General features: G+C 71.6%; 13 protein-coding genes. 5 read left to right on the forward strand and 8 right to left on the reverse strand.

Annotation, left to right across the window (positions count from 1 at the left end; genetic code table 11):
- Positions 1-578: 578 nt before the first annotated feature.
- The gene (locus tag ADX84_RS23085; protein ID WP_049579100.1) at positions 579-1076 is read right to left on the reverse strand and encodes a phosphoribosyltransferase; all 498 of its coding nucleotides are present in this window, start codon (positions 1074-1076) and stop codon (positions 579-581) included.
- Positions 1077-1413: 337 nt separating this feature from the next.
- Between ADX84_RS23085 and pdhA the strand changes: the two genes are divergently transcribed.
- The 3 genes from pdhA to ADX84_RS23100 are packed head-to-tail and all read left to right on the forward strand — an operon-like array spanning position 1414 to position 4903.
- Entirely contained in the window at positions 1414-2499 is a 1086-nt protein-coding gene (gene pdhA, locus ADX84_RS23090; protein ID WP_049579102.1) for a pyruvate dehydrogenase (acetyl-transferring) E1 component subunit alpha, read from the forward strand.
- 2 nt (positions 2500-2501) lie between these two features.
- Positions 2502-3488, forward strand: coding sequence for an alpha-ketoacid dehydrogenase subunit beta (locus tag ADX84_RS23095; RefSeq protein WP_049579105.1), 987 nt, complete (start codon positions 2502-2504; stop codon positions 3486-3488).
- Positions 3485-4903 carry a dihydrolipoamide acetyltransferase family protein gene (locus ADX84_RS23100; RefSeq protein WP_049579107.1) on the forward strand — a complete coding sequence of 473 codons (1419 nt, stop codon included), beginning with the start codon at positions 3485-3487 and terminating at the stop codon, positions 4901-4903. Before ADX84_RS23095 ends, ADX84_RS23100 begins: the two co-directional genes overlap by 4 nt.
- A gap of 155 nt (positions 4904-5058) precedes the next feature.
- Here the strand turns inward: ADX84_RS23100 and ADX84_RS23105 are convergent, their stop codons facing one another.
- The 3 genes from ADX84_RS23105 to paaZ all read right to left on the reverse strand — a co-directional run bounded on the left by ADX84_RS23105 (position 5059) and on the right by paaZ (position 8684).
- Entirely contained in the window at positions 5059-5553 is a 495-nt protein-coding gene (locus ADX84_RS23105) for an SRPBCC family protein (RefSeq protein ID WP_049579110.1), read from the reverse strand.
- Between the two features lies 1 nt (position 5554).
- Entirely contained in the window at positions 5555-6391 is an 837-nt protein-coding gene (locus ADX84_RS23110; protein ID WP_049579124.1) for an alpha/beta fold hydrolase, read from the reverse strand.
- 259 nt (positions 6392-6650) lie between these two features.
- Positions 6651-8684: a phenylacetic acid degradation bifunctional protein PaaZ gene (gene paaZ / locus ADX84_RS23115; protein WP_049579112.1), complete on the reverse strand. Its 2034-nt coding sequence runs from the start codon at positions 8682-8684 to the stop codon at positions 6651-6653.
- A 157-nt stretch (positions 8685-8841) separates the two neighbouring features.
- Between paaZ and ADX84_RS23120 the strand changes: the two genes are divergently transcribed.
- On the forward strand, positions 8842-9435 hold the full coding sequence (locus tag ADX84_RS23120; RefSeq protein ID WP_082206730.1) for a bifunctional 2-polyprenyl-6-hydroxyphenol methylase/3-demethylubiquinol 3-O-methyltransferase UbiG: 594 nt from the start codon (positions 8842-8844) through the stop codon (positions 9433-9435).
- 258 nt (positions 9436-9693) lie between these two features.
- Here the strand turns inward: ADX84_RS23120 and ADX84_RS23125 are convergent, their stop codons facing one another.
- Positions 9694-10215: a YbaK/EbsC family protein gene (locus ADX84_RS23125; RefSeq protein ID WP_049579114.1), complete on the reverse strand. Its 522-nt coding sequence runs from the start codon at positions 10213-10215 to the stop codon at positions 9694-9696.
- A gap of 153 nt (positions 10216-10368) precedes the next feature.
- Complete coding sequence (locus tag ADX84_RS23130; RefSeq protein ID WP_049579117.1) at positions 10369-11373, reverse strand: ADP-ribosylglycohydrolase family protein; 1005 nt, start codon at positions 11371-11373, stop codon at positions 10369-10371.
- A gap of 185 nt (positions 11374-11558) precedes the next feature.
- Between ADX84_RS23130 and ADX84_RS23135 the strand changes: the two genes are divergently transcribed.
- The gene (locus ADX84_RS23135) at positions 11559-13367 is read left to right on the forward strand and encodes a PASTA domain-containing protein (RefSeq protein ID WP_049579119.1); all 1809 of its coding nucleotides are present in this window, start codon (positions 11559-11561) and stop codon (positions 13365-13367) included.
- A 236-nt stretch (positions 13368-13603) separates the two neighbouring features.
- Here ADX84_RS23135 and ADX84_RS23145 read toward each other — a convergent pair whose 3' ends face one another.
- Both ADX84_RS23145 and ADX84_RS23150 read right to left on the reverse strand, forming a co-directional pair.
- Positions 13604-15712 (reverse strand): GAF domain-containing protein, encoded by a 2109-nt coding sequence (locus ADX84_RS23145; protein ID WP_049579122.1) that lies wholly within the window; start codon positions 15710-15712, stop codon positions 13604-13606.
- Positions 15697-16472, reverse strand: a 776-nt coding sequence (locus ADX84_RS23150; RefSeq protein WP_049579129.1) for a 3-hydroxybutyrate dehydrogenase, incomplete at its 5' end; no start/stop codon positions are given. The genes ADX84_RS23145 and ADX84_RS23150, both read right to left, overlap by 16 nt.

Below are 16472 nucleotides of genomic sequence, written 5' to 3' on the forward strand. Positions count from 1 at the left end.
GACGCCTGCGGCGCGGTGCTTGCCCTCTTCGTCGCCCGCCACCACCCTCAACGGACGCCTGCGGCGCGGTGCTTGCCCTCTTCGTCGCCCGCCACCACCCTCAACGGACGCCTGCGGCGCGGTGCTTGCCCTCTTCGTCGCCCGCCACCACCCTCAACGGACGCCTGCGGCGCGGTGCTTGCCCTCTTCGTCGCCCGCCACCACCCTCAACGGACGCCTGCGGCGCGGTGCTTGCCCTCTTCGTCGCCCGCCACCACTCTCAACGGCTGCCGCTGCCGCCACTGACCCCCGCCGCCCTTCCGGGGCCTGAGGCGGTCAGCCCCTGCGGCTGAACTTCCCCGTCGCGGGCTGCGGCCCGCTCATGTCGACACGTCAACTTGGCGTCAGGCCGACAGGTCGCCCTGTCCTCTCGGCGACGCCTGTTTCACGTGAAACAGCGGCCCGGGACCGAGCCGCCCCTTGGTCCCCGCTGCTCGACGGGCTCCGTGAACGACGAGCACCCCGCGCGAGGCCGTCCGGGAGGTGGGTTTCGCACGGGGTGGGCCGCCGTCGGCCTGGAGGCGGACCGCGAGCGGGTCTCAGGCGTCGCGGACCTGGTTCTCCCGCCGCACCACGGGCGGCTCCACCGACCACGGGAAGTTGATCCAGCGGTCGGTGTGCTTCCACACGTACTCGCACTTGACCAGGGACTGCGGCTTCTCGTAGATGACCGCGCTGCGCACCTCGGCGGTGTGCTCGGCGCAGAAGTCGTGCACCAGCTTGAGCGTTCTGCCGGTGTCGGCCACGTCGTCGGCGACCAGGACCTTCTTCTTGCTCAGGTCGACCACGTTGGGCACCGGCGGCAGCATGACGGGCATGTCCAGCGTGGTGCCCACCCCCGTGTAGAACTCCACGTTCATGACGTGCAGGTTCTTGACGTCGAGGGCGTACCCGAGCCCTCCGGCGACGAAAAGGCCGCCCCGGGCGATGGACAGGATGATGTCCGGCTCGTACCCGTCGTCGGCGATCGTCTGGGCCATCTCACGCATCGCGGTGCCGAAGAGCTCGTAGCTCAGGTTCTCGCGCTCGTCGCTCACGGTCTGGTTCCCCCTGGAGTTCCCTCTGGTGTTGTGTGCGCCCGGCGCATCGCAGGTCAGGGCGATCGCGGCACCGCTACATGCTAACGACGCCCGGGCGTCGCGGCGATGGCCCGGGGCGCCCACGCGGTGAGGGTCACCAGGCCCTGAGGCGTGGGCCACATGTCCACGGGGGCGGTGTCCTGAGTCACATTCCTGGACGGAGTGACACGAAGTTTGGGAACTTTCGCGACATTTTCTCGATTCCTCCCGGTTTGTAGCGAACAGATGGCCGTGAACAGCACCATGTTCCTGTACAGATCTTCCGCGAGTCTTCCGCGAACCAGGAGGTTGCAGCATGGCTGGACACCAGGGCCTACTCCCCTCCGAGCAGCCGATCCAACTGCTCGACGAGTCCGGAGTCCCGGTCGACGGCGCCGACCTGCGGATGCCCGACACCAAGCGCCTCCTGGAGGCCTACACCTCCCTGGTGATCGGCCGCCGCGTCAACGACCAGGCCAGTGCCCTCGTCCGCCAGGGCCGCCTCGCCGTCTACCCCTCCTCCCACGGTCAGGAGGCCTGCCAGACCGGCGCCGCGCTCGCGCTGGCCGACGGTGACTGGCTCTTCCCGACCTACCGCGACACCGCCGCCGTGATCGCGCGCGGCGTGGACCCCGTCGAGGTCCTCACCCTCCTCAAGGGCGACTGGCACGCGGGCTACGACCCCTACGCCCACCGCGTCGCACCCCAGGCCACCCCGCTCGCCACCCAGCTCCTGCACGCCGTCGGTGTCGCCCACGCGGCCCGCCTGCGCGGCGAGGACACCGTGGTCATGGCGCTGTGCGGCGACGGCGCCACCAGCGAGGGCGACTTCCATGAGGCGCTGAACTTCGCCGCCGTCTTCAAGGCGCCGGTCGTGTTCTTCGTGCAGAACAACGAGTACGCGATCTCCGTGCCCCTGGACCGCCAGAGCGCCGCACCCTCCCTCGCCCACAAGGGCGTCGGCTACGGCGTCAACGGCGAACGCGTGGACGGCAACGACGCCGCAGCCGTCCTCGCCGTCCTGGAGCGCGCCGTCGGGACCGCCCGCTCCGGCGGCGGTCCGCAGCTGGTCGAGGCACACACCTACCGGATGCAGGCGCACACGAACGCCGACGACGCCAGCCGCTACCGCAGCGACGACGAGGTCGACCCCTGGGTGGCGCGCGACCCGCTGCTGCGCATGGAGGCCTACCTCAGGAAGAAGAGGGTGCTCACCAAGGCCCGGAAGGCGGAGATCGCCGAGAGCGCCGAGCGGGTCGCCAGCCACATGCGGGAGGGCGTCAACCAGGATGTGGAACCCGACCCCACCGACCTGTTCGCGCACGTCTTCGCCGACCCCACCCCGCAGCTGACCGAGCAGGCCACCTTCCTGGCCGACGAACTGAGCAGAGAGGGCCACTGAGCATGGCGACCGAGAAGCTCTCCATGGCGCAGGCGCTCAACCGGGCGCTGCGCGACTCCCTCGCGGAGGACCCCTCCGTGTACGTCTTCGGTGAGGACGTCGGCCCCCTCGGCGGCGTCTTCCGCATCACCGACGGCCTGACCGCGGAGTTCGGCGAGGACCGCTGCTTCGACACCCCGCTCGCGGAGTCCGGGATCGTCGGCATGGCCGTGGGCATGGCGATGAACGGCATGCGCCCGGTGGTCGAGATGCAGTTCGACGCCTTCGCCTACCCGGCCTTCGAGCAGATCGCCAGCCACGTCGCCAAGACCCGCAACCGCACCCGGGGCCGGGTCGGCCTGCCCATGGTCATCCGCGTCCCCTACGCGGGCGGCATCGGCGGCGTGGAGCACCACTGCGACTCCTCCGAGGCGTACTACGCGCATACCCCGGGCCTGAAGGTCGTCACCCCGGCCACCCCCGAGGACGCCTACTACCTGCTGCGCGAGGCCATCTCCTCCCCCGACCCCGTGGTCTTCATGGAGCCCAAGAAGCTCTACTGGGCCAAGGAGGAGATCGACTTCGACCGGCCCGCACCCGGGATCGGGCAGGCGGTCGTCCGCCGCGAGGGCACCGACGCCACCCTGATCGCCTACGGCCCCTCCGTGTCCACCGCGTTGGAGGCGGCCGACGCCGCCGCCCAGGAGGGCCGCAGCCTCCAGGTCGTGGACGTGCGCTCGGTCGTTCCCTTCGACGACGAGACCGTGTGCGCGGCGGTGCGCTCCACCGGCCGTGCCGTGGTGGTCGCCGAGGCCAGCGGGTACGCCAGCGTCGCCTCGGAGATCGTCGCCCGCGTCACCGAGCGCTGCTTCCACTCACTTGCCGCCCCGGTCCGCCGGGTGACCGGCTTCGACATCCCCTTCCCCCCGCCCAAGCTGGAGCGCTTCCAGCTGCCCGGCGTGGACCGGATCCTGGACGCCGTCGACGACCTTCAGTGGGAGGACCAGTGACGACCCGCACGTTCGACCTCCCCGACCTCGGGGAGGGTCTCACCGAGGCCGAGGTGGTGAAGTGGCTGGTCGCCGTGGGCGACACCGTCACCCTCGACCAGCCCGTCGCCGAGGTGGAGACCGCCAAGTCCCTCGTCGAGGTGCCCTCGCCCTTCGCCGGGACGGTCTCCGTCCTGCACGGGCAGGAGGGTGAGGTCATGGCGGTCGGTAAGCCGCTGATCAGCGTGCGGACCGAGACGGCCCCCGCCACGGGGACGCCGGAAGCCGGGGCTCCGGCCGCGGAGTCCGTGACCGCCGACGCCGACGGTGAGCGCTACCGCGAGGAGGAGCGCGCGGGTTCGGGCAACGTCCTGATCGGCTACGGCACCCCCGAGTCCACCGGCACCGGTCGCCGCCGCCGTCCGCGCCACCGGCCCCCGTCGCGTGGCGCCCAGCCGCCCGCCCCGGTGGCCTCGGTGACCCCCATCCAGGCGGCCCCGGCGCGCCGGGCTCCGCTGGTGACCTCGCCCCTGGTCCGGCAACTGGCCCGCGAGGCCGGGCTGCGCGTGGACGACATCCAGGGCAGCGGCCCGGGTGGCCTGATCACCCGCCGCGACGTACGCTCCGCGATCGAGGCGGCCGGTGCCAACACCGCTCCGGCCCCGTCCGCCCCGGTCGCGGTCCCCTCCCAGACCGATCCGGCCACCGCCCCGGCGCCGGTCGCCCCGGGAGCCGTCGACACCCGCACCGGCCTCACCGAGTCCCAGCGGGTCCCCATGGGCACCTTCCGCAGGGCGGTGGCGGCCTCGCTCTCCCGCAGCCGCGCCGAGATCCCCGAGGCCACCGTGTGGGTCGACGTGGACGCCACCGAACTGGTGCGTCTGCGTCAGTCCGATCCGGAAGGCCCCGGCCTGCTCGCCTACGTGGCGAGGTTCGTCCTCGCGGGCCTGCGCGCGTACCCGGAGCTCAACGGCCTCGTGGACACCGAGCGCGAGGATCTCGTCCAGTACGACGGCGTCAACCTCGGACTGGCCGTCCAGACCGACAGGGGCCTGGTCGCCCCGGCGGTGATGGGCGCCCACAAGCTCACCACCGGCGAGCTGGACACCGAGATCAGGGAGCTCACCAGGCTGGCCCGCGAGGGTCGTGCGACCCCCGCGCAGCTCACTGGCGGCACGTTCACGCTGAACAACTACGGCGCGCTCCGGGTGGACGGCAGCGCGGCGATCATCAACCACCCGCAGGTGGCGATCCTCGGTCTCGGCCGGATCATCGACCGGCCCTGGGTGGTGGACGGGGAGCTGACGGTCCGCAGCGTCACCCAGCTGTCGTTCGCCTTCGACCACCGGGTCTGCGACGGCGGCGCGGCCGCCGGGTTCATGCGCGTCGTCGCCGACGCCATGGAGAGCCCGGCCAGGGCGATCGCCCGCCTGTAGGGCGAAGGACCAGCGCCCCGGAGGAGTCGGCACCTCCGGGGCGCTTCCATGTACCGTCGTCCGCACACACCCCCCGGGGGTTGCTTCGGCCTCCGTGTCAACGGGCCGAATCCCCGCCCGGGCCGCCCGGTTCCCCTGGGCCATCCACTCGTTCCTCAGGCGCCAGGTGCTCCGCGCGCACCGTGCCCCTCCAGGGCGGAGTGCATGCGGCGCAGCCTCGGACCGAAGGCCCCGCGGATGCCGATCGCGACCGCCAGGTCACCGGCCGGACCGAGACCGGTGCTGAACTCCACCAGATCGGTGTGGCGTGTGCCCTCGCCGTACGGCTCCACCGTGTGGGTGTGCCGCCAGTACCGCAGCGGACCGCGCACCTGGAGGTCGCTGAAGGAGCGGCCCTCCTCGTAGGCGTCGATGACGGCGACCCAGCGCACGGGGTGGATCCCGCCCGCGCCCCAGCGCAGGTCCAGGACCTCACCCTCGCCGAACCGCTCGGGCCAGCTCAGCACCTCCACGCCCGGGGGCATGGCGTCCACGAACCCCTCCTCGCTGAGGATCAGCTCGAACACCCGCTCCGGCGGCGCGGCGAAGTCCTCGGTCACCCGCAGCCTGGTGGTGCGTCGTGGGCGGACGCTCCGGTCACGTTCCCTCACGTCAGGTGCCCAGGAACCGCAGCAGCACCTCGTTGACCTCCTCAGCATGGGTCCACAGTAGGCCGTGCGGTGCTCCCTCGAACTCGACGTACTCCGCCGAGGGCAGCAGCTCGGCGAACCTGCGCCCCGTCGCGTCCACCGGCAGGACGCGGTCGCCGGTACCGTGCACGATCAGCGTGGGCACGTCGATCCTCGGCACGTCCTCGCGGAAGTCGGTGATCCAGGTCATCGGGCAGGCGGCGGAGGCCACCGGACCGGAGTTCGCGGCGCTGTTCCAGCTGTTGCGCACGGCCTCGTCGCTGATGCGGTCGCCCAGCGTCTCGTCCAGGTTGAAGAAGTCCGCCAGGAAGCCGGTGAAATAGGCGTAGCGGTCGGCCCTGACCTGGGCGACGATGTCCTCGAAGAACTCGCGCGGGGCGGCGCCGCCCGGATTGCCGTCGGTCTGGAGCAGGAAGGGCTGAAGCGATCCGAGGAAGACCGCCTTGCTGACCCGGTCGGAGCCGTAGGAGCCCAGGTAGCGGGCGACCTCTCCGGTGCCCATGGAGAACCCGACGAGCACCGCGTCCCTGAGGTCGAGTGTCTCCAGCACGGTCCTGAGGTCGGCGGCGAAGGTGTCGTAGTCGTACCCGTCCGCGGGGTGCGACGACTGCCCGAACCCCCGTCGGTCGTAGGAGATCACCCGGTATCCGGAGTCCAGGAGGACCGCGGTCTGCCGCTCCCAGGACCGACCGTCGAGCGGGTACCCGTGGATGAGGACGACCGGCTGGCCGCTCCCCTGGTCCTCGTAGTACAGCTCGACCGGATCGCTGTTCTCGGCGTCGACGGTGATGCGTCCCATGCTGCCCCCACCCGTGTCGGGAAACTCGGCGTCCACACCCCACTCACCCTAGGAAGACACGTCCTTCGGGAACACAAACACGGGTTATGCCTTGGGTCCGGACTCGGTGGGGCGGGCTCCGGGGAACCGGCTTCCCTCGATGAGCAGGAGCAGGAGCAGGAGCAGGAGCAGTGCGGGCAGTCGGCGGACATCGATCCGTCGCCCTGTCGGTTTGTCGACAGGACGACGGATCGACACGCGAACCGCAGGGCTGCCCGGGCTACTCCTCGCCCTTGGCCACCAGGGTGAGGACGTCGTAGGTCGCCACGGGCTCGCCGTCCTGGTCGGTGACGAGCGCGTCCCAGCGGACCTCGCCGTACTCCGCGTTGGTGCGCGGGGTGATCTGCTTCGCGGTCAGCGTCACCCGGATCACCGCGTCCTCCTTCACCGGAGTGAGGAAACGCAGGTTGTCCACGCCGAAGTTGGCGAGCACCGGCCCCGGGGCCGGGTCCACGAACAGCCCGGCGGCCAGCGACACCACGAGGTAGCCGTGCGCCACGATCCCGCCGAACAACGGATTGGCCGCGGCCGCCTCCTCGTCGGTGTGCGCGTAGAAGGTGTCACCGGTGAACTCGGCGAAGTGGTCGATGTCCGCGCGGGTCACCCTGCGTTCGGCCGACTCGATGGTGTCGCCGATCCGCAGTTCGCCGAGGTCCTTGCGGAACGGGTGCACCTCGCCGACGGCCCTGCGCGAACCGGTGGTCCAGTGGCCGGTGATCGCGGTGAGCATGTCCGGGGAGCCCTGTACGGCGGTGCGCTGCATGTGGTGCTTGACGCCGCGCACACCGCCCATCTCCTCGCCGCCGCCGGCGCGGCCGGGGCCGCCGTGCACCAGGACCGGCATCGGCGAACCGTGGCCGGTGGATTCCTTGGCGTCGTCCCGGTCGAGCACCAGGAGGCGGCCGTGCCAGGGTGCGACGCCCAGGACGACCTCCCGGGCCACGTCCTCGTCGTGGGTGACCAGCGAACCCACCAGGCTGCCCTGGCCGCGGGCGGCCAGCTCCACGGCCTCGGCCACGGAGTCGTAGGTGATGATCGTGCTGACCGGGCCGAAGGCCTCCACGTCGTGGGGCTCCTTGGCGCCGGGGGCGGCACGGAGCAGGACCGGCGACATGAACGCGCCCGTGCCGTCGTCGGCGCCGGTCACCTCGACCCGGTCGGGGTCGCCGAACACCAGTTCACTGGAGGTGCGCAGGGACCGGACGGCCTTGCGGACCTCCTCGCGCTGGTCCAGGGAGACCAGGGCGCCCATACGGGCGTCGGGGTGGTCGGCGGCGCCCACCACGACCTTCGACAGGCGGTCCGTCAGGGCCTCGGTGACCGCCTCGGCCATCGCCGTGGGCACGATCACCCGGCGGATGGCGGTGCACTTCTGGCCCGCCTTGACGGTCATCTCCGCCACGACCTGCTTGACGTACAGATCGAACTCGGGGTCGGCCACGCTCACGTCGGGGCCGAGGATCGAGCAGTTCAGCGAGTCGGCCTCGACGTTCAGCTGCACACCGCCACGGACCACGTTCGGGTGCTCCCGGAGCAGGGCCCCGGTGGCGGCGGAACCGGTGAAGCCCACGATGTCCTGTGGCCCCAGGTTGTCGAGCAGGCCCCGGTGGCTGCCGACCAGCAACTGGAGGGATCCCTCGGGCAGCAGGCCCGACTCCACCATGCGCCTGACGACCGCGACGGTCAGGTACGAGGTCTGCCCCGCGGGCTTGACGATGCTCGGAAGGCCCGCCAGGAAGGCCGGGGCGAGCTTCTCCAACATGCCCCATACCGGGAAGTTGAAGGCGTTGATCTGCACGGCCACGCCCGGGCGCGAGGTGTACACGTGCTGGGCCACGAACGTGCCGCCCCTGCCCAGCGGTTCGAGGGGACCGTCCAGGATGACGGTCGAGTTGGGGAGTTCGCGGCGGCCCTTGCTGGAGAAGCTGAAGAGCGTGCCGAAGCCGCCGTCGACGTCGACCACGGTGTCGCGCTTGGTGGCGCCGGTGCGGTGGGAGAGGGCGTAGAACTCGTCCTTGTACCCCATCAGGTGCTTGGCGATCTCCTTGAGGATGTTCGCCCGCTGGTGGAAGGTGAGCTGGCGCAGCGCCGGGCCGCCGACCTCACGTGCGTACTCGACCATCGCGGCGACGTCGGGGCCCTGCTTCGAGATCCGCGCGACGGTCTCGCCGGTGTTCGCGTCGGCCAGGGGGGCACCCTCGTCCGCGGGGGTGAACCACGATCCCTGTGCGTAGCTCTCCAGTACTTCGGACACGTGACGGTCCTCTCCTCGGTGTGGGTCTGAGCGAACAGTATTACAGACCGATCGGTCAGTAAATAGGCGCCGAACAGCCGGGCAATGTCCCATCAGGGCTTTCCCGGTGGCTCCGAGGTACCTGGCCACCCCCGACATCGGGGCTTACCGTGGAGCCATGACCAACTACGCGCGGATGTACCGTCTCGGCGTCACCCCGTGGGAGCGCTACGGACCCGTGGCCATGGTTCGGTTCCTCTCCTTCCTCGACCGCGAGGCCGAGGAGAGGGGCGGGCCCGGCCGCGCGTTGGACATCGGATGCGGCCGGGGGCGGTTCACCCCGGAGCTGGCCGAGAAGGGCTGGGACGTGACCGGTGTCGACCTGGTCCCCGCCGCCGTCGAGGCGGCTCGCCTCCAGGGGCCCGCCGAGGTGAGCTACCTGGTCGGGGACGCCACCGACCTCTCCCCCGACCTTGGGAGCTTCGACCTGTTCATCGACATCGGCTGCTTCCAGGGATTCGACGCCGAACAGCGAGCGGCCCAGGGGCGCAGCGTGACGGCGCTCGCCGCGCCGGGAGCGACCCTGATCATGCTGGAGTTCGGGCCGTCGATCTTCCGGAAGATGGTCGGAGGGGTGTCCCAGGCCGAGGTCCAGGAGGCGTTCCCCGGGTGGGACCTCCTCGACGTGGAGGACGCTCCCCGAAGGGGGCTCGGATTCCCCATGAACCGCACCTCACCCAAGTGGTACCGCCTGCGCCACCCCGCCTCGTAGGAAGCGCTTGCCCGGTCGCAGGGGGTCCTCGGCCAGGGCGCTGCCTCCGGGACCTGGGGCGTCGGGACGCAGTCCGGCCACCGCACGGGCCCGGGGCCGACACCACACTTCCGGTCAGGCCCTCGGTGGGAACCGGTATGTCCCAAGCTCAGGCACTTAGTGCTGGTGTCGTCCCCGTTCCGAAACCCGCCTTAACCACTCGTGGATTTGTCGACAAATTGACTCGCGGTGGTCCCAGTGCGGGCGAAAACCCGCTCCCTAGCGCGTCAGCGACAGCACCTCGGCACCCGGCAGCTCGGCCAGCAGCGGACCGGGAACACGCAGCTTCGAGCGTCGCAGCCCACTGCCCACCACCACCCACGGGGTGTCGTGCACCCGCTTGTCCACCAGGACCGGCCACCCCTCCGGCAACCCGAACGGGGTGATGCCCCCGTACTCCATGCCGGTCAACCCGGTCGCCTCGTCCATCGGCGCGAACGACGCCTTGCGTGCACCCAGGTGTCTGCGCAGCACCCCGTTGACGTCGGCCCGATCCGTGGCCAGCACCATGCACGCCGCGTACGTCACCTCGCCGCCGCGCTTGGCGGACAGCACCACGCAGTTCGCGCTGGTCTCCGGCGTCAGCCCGTAGGCCTCGCAGAACTCGGCGGTGTCCGCCAGCTCGGGGTCGATCGCTGCGGCACGCACCGAACCGTCGAAGGGCGCGATGGCCGCCCGCACCGAGTCAGCCGTCAGCTCCGGGTGATCGTGCGCAGGCACCCAGTCGATTCGCTCCGCCATGGCGTTCCCCGTTCCCGTACAGCGTTCCCGCTTCCGTGCGCCACCATGATGCCCCACGTCCGCTCCCTGGCAGCAAACGGACGCCCGTCGTGATCGCGGTGTCGGATTCCCCAGTGGATGCGGACCCGCTCACCCCCGAACGGAGCCCCAGGGTCAGCCCCCGTGCCGTCGCACGATCTCACCGGCCAGCTTCGCCAGCCCGTCCGACTGGTAGCCCGGCCATCCGTGCACCACTGCCAGGTACTCCTCCGGTACGGCCGAGCGTCCCCACCGCGCTCCCACCAGCGCACCGGCGATCGCCGCGACGGTGTCGGTGTCGTCGCCCGCGCGCACCGCCGCCCACACCGGCGCCGCGTACCGGTTCCGGTCCCCGGCCTCCACGGGGGTGTGCACGATCGCCGACCAGGCCGCCTGGAGCGCGCGCACCACGAACCCGTTGGGCGCGAACGCCCGAGGCGGGGAGTCCTCGGCCTCGGCCAGGTATCCGGCCCAGGTGTCGCGGTCATGCGACTCCAGCAGGTCGAGTCCTGAGCGCGGTCCCTCATCGGACCCGTCCACCACGGCCTGCCGGATCGCCTCACACCACAGCACGCACGCCTGGGCGGCGAGCGGGTCGCCGTGGGTGAGCAGGCTGTACACGCGCACGGTCTCGGCCAGTTGGTGGCGGTCGTCCAGGTGCGCCAGGGCGAGCGGGGCGGTACGCATCAGCGACCCGTTGCCCGCGCTCCGCTCCCCCGCGCCGAACATCCGCGCGGACAGCCGGATCATCGCCTCCGCGGCGCCCGTCTCCCCCGCACCGTCGTCGGCCAAGGCCCGCTCGGTGTCGCCCAGGACCCGGTCGGTCTGCGCGCCGATGTCCGTCGCCCCGTTACGGCGCCAGGCCAGGAACGCCCGGGCGGTCTGTTCCAGAGCGGGGCCGGAGCGGGGGTCGTCGTGGTCCCGGAGCGACTCCGCGATGCACACCGCCATCTGGGTGTCGTCCGAGTACTCCCCGGGGGCGTAGGGGCCCAGTCCGCCGCCGACCATCGCGGGGACCTCATCCTCGGACAGCCGGGCGGCGAACTCGTAGGGGACCCCGAGCGCGTCGCCGCACGCGGCCCCGAGCAGGACACCGGCGGCCCGATCGTCCCGGTCGTGGTTGCTGCCAAGGGCGTTCATGGGGCCTCACAGGGGGCGAAGGAATTTTCCGGCCGACTCTACTCCCGTCTGTCGCGCGCGGTCTCGCCCCGTGGCCAGGGGGTGTTCGGGCAGAGGGAACCGTGTGTCCGTATTCGATCACCCCTGTCCGTATCCGGCCCGTTCGGTAAGGCCTCGTGTGGTTTCGGCGCCGTACAATCCGACTCATGGAGTCCCCCACCCCCTCCCCTGCCTCCGGTGTCACGCTGCACGGACGCGTCCTCGTGGGCGACCGCGTCGGCGGCGACGGCTCGGTGTCCGTTCACGAAGGGCACGACACGGTGGCGGACCAGCCCGTCACGGTCACGCTCCTCGATCCCCACCTGGTGGCCGATCCCGCCGCGGTCCATGCCTTCCTGGGCCGGGCCCAGACCCTGGCGGGGCTCCACGTACCCGGCCTGGTGCGGGTTCTCGGCGACGGCCGGGACGGCGACCACGTGTACCTGGTCACCGAGCCCGTCCCCGGGGAGACCTTCAGCGAGGTGCTCACCGGCGGTGACCAGGGGCTTCGCTACAACCCGCACATGGCCCTGAGCATCGTGGCCGAGGTCCTGGAGGCGCTCCGGGTGACACACGACCAGGGGCTGGTGCACGGTGGCCCGACCCCGGGCGACGTGGTGCTGGGCGGCGACGGCCGGGTCACGGTCACCGGTTTCCGGCTGGTGGGCGCCGAGGACCTGACCCCGCGCGCGGACGTACGCGCCGTGGGGGCACTCCTGCACGCGCTGCTGACCGGTGAGCTCCGGGCCGGGGAGGGGGAGCCGCTACGCCCCTCGGCCACCGTCCCCGGACTACCGCCGGACCTGGACATGCTGGTCTCCAACGCCACCGAACCCAACCCCCGTTACCGGCCGCGCGACGCCGGACAGTACCTCAACCTGGTCGATCAGGTGCTGAGGTCGCTGCCCCAGCCCCGGGACGAGGGCGGCGACGCCACCCAGCCGATCCCGATCGTGGTCGCCGACCCCCTCCACGCGGAGCCGGCCCCGGGCGAAACCGTGGGGGACAAGGACGCCACTCCCCCGTGGCGGCGTCTGCCCGTCCTGGTCGGAGCCGGGGTCGTGGTGCTGGCGCTGTGCGTCGCGGGATGGGCCCTGGTCCCGGGCGAGGACACCCAACTCCCCGACCTCGCCGGGTTCTCCCCCGAGATGGCGGAGGCGGAGCTGGTCGCCCTGGAACTGGACCTCACCTTCGCCTACGAGGACGCCTACAGCGAGGACGCCGACCCCGGAGAGGTGGCCGCGACAGATCCCGCGGCGGGCACGGAGCTGGAGGGCGGCGAGCCGATCCTGTTGTCGCTGTCGGTCGGCCCCCGGCACGCGGAGGTCCCGGACGTCGTGGGCGGCACCGAGAACGACGCCCGCGCCCTGCTGCGCGAGGCGGGGTTCACGGAGGTCGAGGTGGTGCAGGAGCACTCCGCCGACGAGGACCCGGGCACGGTTCTTTCCTCTGTTCCCGAGGTCGGAGAGGACGGCGACCGGGAGGAGTCGGTGACCCTGCACGTCGGCGAGGGCGTCATCGTCCCCACGCTGCTCGGTATGGGGCGGACGGAGGCGGCCGAGGCACTGACCGGACTCGGTCTGACCGTGTCCGTGGTGGAGGCCCCGAGCGAGACCGTCGAAGAGGGGGCGGTCAGCGGCCAGGACCCCGAACCGGGCACGATCCTGCCCGAGGACGGCGCCGTCACCCTCACCGTCTCCACCGGCCCCGAGGTGGTGGAGGAGACCACGGAGTCCCCTGAGGACGAGACCGCCGACAGTGGTTCCGGGGATGGCGGCTCCGGTGACGGCAACGGCGGCGGGCAGGAGAGTCCGGTGTCCTGCTCGGGAACGGCCTGGGACGGGGGCACGATCTACGAGGAGGGCGACAGGGTCCACTACGAGGGGCGGACCTACGAGGCCCGCTGGTGGATCCAGGGCTTCCCGCCGGGCATGGGCGGCGAATGGGGTGCCTGGTCGGACCAGGGCCCCTGCTGACCCGGATCCGGGGCACAGGGTCCGGGACCGGGGAACGAACCCGACCCGGAACCGGATCCGGACCCGCCCGATCCCACGCCCTTCTCCTGTTCGGGGATCGGACGGGTCACCTCGACACCCTGACCGCCCGGCGCCCCGCCTGGTCTCAGCCCCCGGTGAACTCCGTGACGTGGTCGCGGCCCCACTCCCGCAGGCGCAGGGGCGGTCGGCCGAGCACCGTGGCCCATGACCCGGCCTCACTGGTCGCCGAGCAGGTCCACACCCTGGTCGAGCAGACCGTGCAGGTGGAGGGCGAGCTGTAGTTCCAGCGCGCGGTCGGGGAGCTGCCAGTCGGTCCCGATCAGCTGCCCGATCCGCTCCAGGCGCTGAGCCACGGTGTTCACGTGGATGTGCAGGTCGTCCTTGGCACGGGACAGGTTGCCCCCGGCCGCGAAGTAGGCGCGCAGGGTCTCCACCAGCAGGGTGCCCCGTTTGGCGTCGTACTCCAGGAGCGGGCCCAGCGCCGCGGCCACGAAACCGGGGACGTCCCTGTCCTGGCTCAGCAGGAGCCCGGAGAACCCGAGGTCGTCAGCGGTGGCGGCGTCCCCGATCCGACCCAGGGCCCGCAGGGTCTGGAGGCACCGCACCGCCTCCGTGAACGCGTCCCGGAAGGTCTCCGGCCCCCGGGTGGGCCCGGCCAGCCCGGCCGTCACCGGGCCGTTGGCTGCGGCGGACAGCTCCGCCGACACCCGGCTTCCCACCTCCGAGGGGTCGGAGCCGGGCAGGGCCAACACCAGCCGTCCGCCCCGTGCGGCCGCCAGCCCGCCGACCGTCTCGGCGGCGAAGTCCGCCGCCGAACGCAACCGCTGCGGGTCTCCCCCCAGTGCCTCCGCCACGACCAACACGTGGGGGGTGTCCAGGTCCGCGTGGAGCAGCGCCGCCCGCTGACGCAGGGACACCGGGTCACGCTCGGGCACCTCCAGGAGTTCGTTGAGCAGGTCGCCGCGGACTCGGTGCTCCGTCTCGCTCACCGAACGGCGGATGAGCAGGAGCAGCGCCGTCACCATCGCCGCCCGTTCAAGGACGCGTTGGTCGGTGCTGTCCAGCTCCACCCCGCGCAGCACGAGTGTGCCCAGGGGTTCCGTGCCCGCCGCCGCTGCCGCCACCCACGCGTCCCCGACGCAGACGGCCCGGCCACTGGCCAGGGAGGAGCGGGCGGCCTCGGCGATCCCCGCGTCCCCATCGGAGAGGGGGTCCCCGCTTCCCTCGGGCACACGGCGAACACCGGCCATCTCGCGGACACGGGCCGCACCGGTCGACCCAGGAGAAGCGGTCGCACCTGTCACACCGGCCGCACCGGTCGCATCGGCCATCCCGCGCACATGGGTCGCACTGGCCACACCCTCGGGGCAAGCGGTCACCGACTCGTCGGAGGTCCGGTCATGGATGCGCACCGTTGCGCCCAGGACCTCAGCGACCGCCGCGGCGACCTCCCGCACCCCTCCCCCGTCCAGCACGAGGTCCGTGAACCGGTCGTGCGCGGCAGCCGACCTCTCCACCGACGCGGTGTGTCGCTGCAGGCGCTCGTTCACCGTGTGCAGCTCGTCCAGGGCCCGACGTGTGTCGTCGATGAGGTTGGCGTTGTCGATCGCGATCGCGGCGTGCGTGGCCAGCGACGACAGCAGCGCCACCTCCGAGTGCGCGAACGGCCGCTCCCTCCGGTTGGCCGCGAACAGCACCCCGACCCGGCGTCCGTTCATGCGCAGCGGCACGCCGAGGATCGCGACCAGCCCCTCCTCCCGGACACCGTCGTCGATGTTCTCGGCGTGCTCGAAGCGGGGGTCCGCGAAGTAGTTGGCGGTCACGTACGGCAGCGACGTACTGGCCACCAGACCACCCAGTCCCTTGCCAGGGGCCAGCCGCAGCCGCTGGAAGGTCGCCGATACCGACCCCGACGTCACCCGCATGTAGGTGTCGCCCGCCTCCGCGTCGCTCAGGGTCAGATAGGCGACGTCCGTCCCGAGCAGGTGTCGGGCGCGTTCCACGATCGCCCGGAGAACCTGGTCGAGGCTGCGCATCCCGGCGAGGTCGTTGGCGGTCTCGAACAGCGCGCTCAACTCCGACTCGCGCCGCTGCCGGTCCCGCAGCACCGAGCGCACGCGCAGCGCCGCGAACTTGGCGTTCTCCAACGCGGCCACCGTCTCCGCGTCCGAACCGTCCGAGCGCGCACGGAGTACCGGCCGTTCGTACTCAACGGTCGGCGCGTCACGCAGCAGCAGCTCCAGGAAGAGTGCCTGCCGCTCGGCCCCCGACCTCTCGGGGGGAGTGTCCTCAGGGTCAGGGGTGGTGTTCAGCTCGAACTCCAGGCTCCGTCGATGGGCAGGGACGCCCCGTTGACGAAGGACGCGTCATCGGAGCACAGGTAGGCGACCATCTCGGCCACTTCGGACGGTTCGATCAACCGCTTCACCGGGGTGCGGGCCAGCAGGATCTCCGAGATCACCCGGTCCTCCGGGACGCCGTGTGCCTCGGCCTGGTCCGCGATCTGCTTCTCCACCAGGGCGGTCCGCACGTAGCCCGGATTCACACAGTTGGAGGTGACACCGTGTGGGGCACCCTCCAGGGCCACCACCTTCGAGAACCCCTCCAGCCCATGCTTGGCCGCCACGTACGCGGACTTGAACGCGGAGGCGCGCAGCCCGTGTACGGAGGAGATGTTGACGATCCGGCCCCATCCGTGCTCGTACATGTGCGGAAGGGCCCCGCGTACCACGCGGAAGGGCGACTCGACCATGAGTCGAAGGATGAGGGAGAAACGCTCCGGAGGGAAGTCCTGGACGGCGGCGACCGTCTGCACCCCGGCGTTGTTCACCACGATGTCAGCGCCACGGGCGGCCTCCTCGGCCGCGTCGAGGTCGGTCAGGTCCAGCTCCACCGGCTCGCCCACACCCTGGTCGGCCAGCTCGGCGAGGGTGGCGCCGTCGATGTCGACCAGCCGGACCGTGGCACCGGCGGCGGCGAGGCGCAGCGCGCAGGCGCGGCCGATACCGCTGGCGGCGCCCGTCACCAGTGCGGTCCTTCCCGTGAGGTCGACGCGGGTGGTGTGGGGTGCGGGGGTGGCCGAGG

The sequence above is a fragment of the Nocardiopsis sp. SBT366 genome (assembly GCF_001083815.1).
Taxonomy (GTDB): Bacteria; Actinomycetota; Actinomycetes; order Streptosporangiales; family Streptosporangiaceae; genus Nocardiopsis; species Nocardiopsis prasina.

What these genes read in the sequence shown, in the direction of transcription:
- pdhA (WP_049579102.1), top strand. Translation starts at nt 1,414, where the DNA reads ATGGCTGGACACCAGGGCCTACTCCCCTCCGAGCAGCCGATCCAACTG.
- ADX84_RS23095 (WP_049579105.1), top strand. Translation starts at nt 2,502, where the DNA reads ATGGCGACCGAGAAGCTCTCCATGGCGCAGGCGCTCAACCGGGCGCTG.
- ADX84_RS23110 (WP_049579124.1), bottom strand. Translation starts at nt 6,391, where the DNA reads ATGGGACGCATCACCGTCGACGCCGAGAACAGCGATCCGGTCGAGCTG.
- ADX84_RS23120 (WP_082206730.1), top strand. Translation starts at nt 8,842, where the DNA reads ATGACCAACTACGCGCGGATGTACCGTCTCGGCGTCACCCCGTGGGAG.
- ADX84_RS23125 (WP_049579114.1), bottom strand. Translation starts at nt 10,215, where the DNA reads ATGGCGGAGCGAATCGACTGGGTGCCTGCGCACGATCACCCGGAGCTG.
- ADX84_RS23130 (WP_049579117.1), bottom strand. Translation starts at nt 11,373, where the DNA reads ATGAACGCCCTTGGCAGCAACCACGACCGGGACGATCGGGCCGCCGGT.
- ADX84_RS23135 (WP_049579119.1), top strand. Translation starts at nt 11,559, where the DNA reads ATGGAGTCCCCCACCCCCTCCCCTGCCTCCGGTGTCACGCTGCACGGA.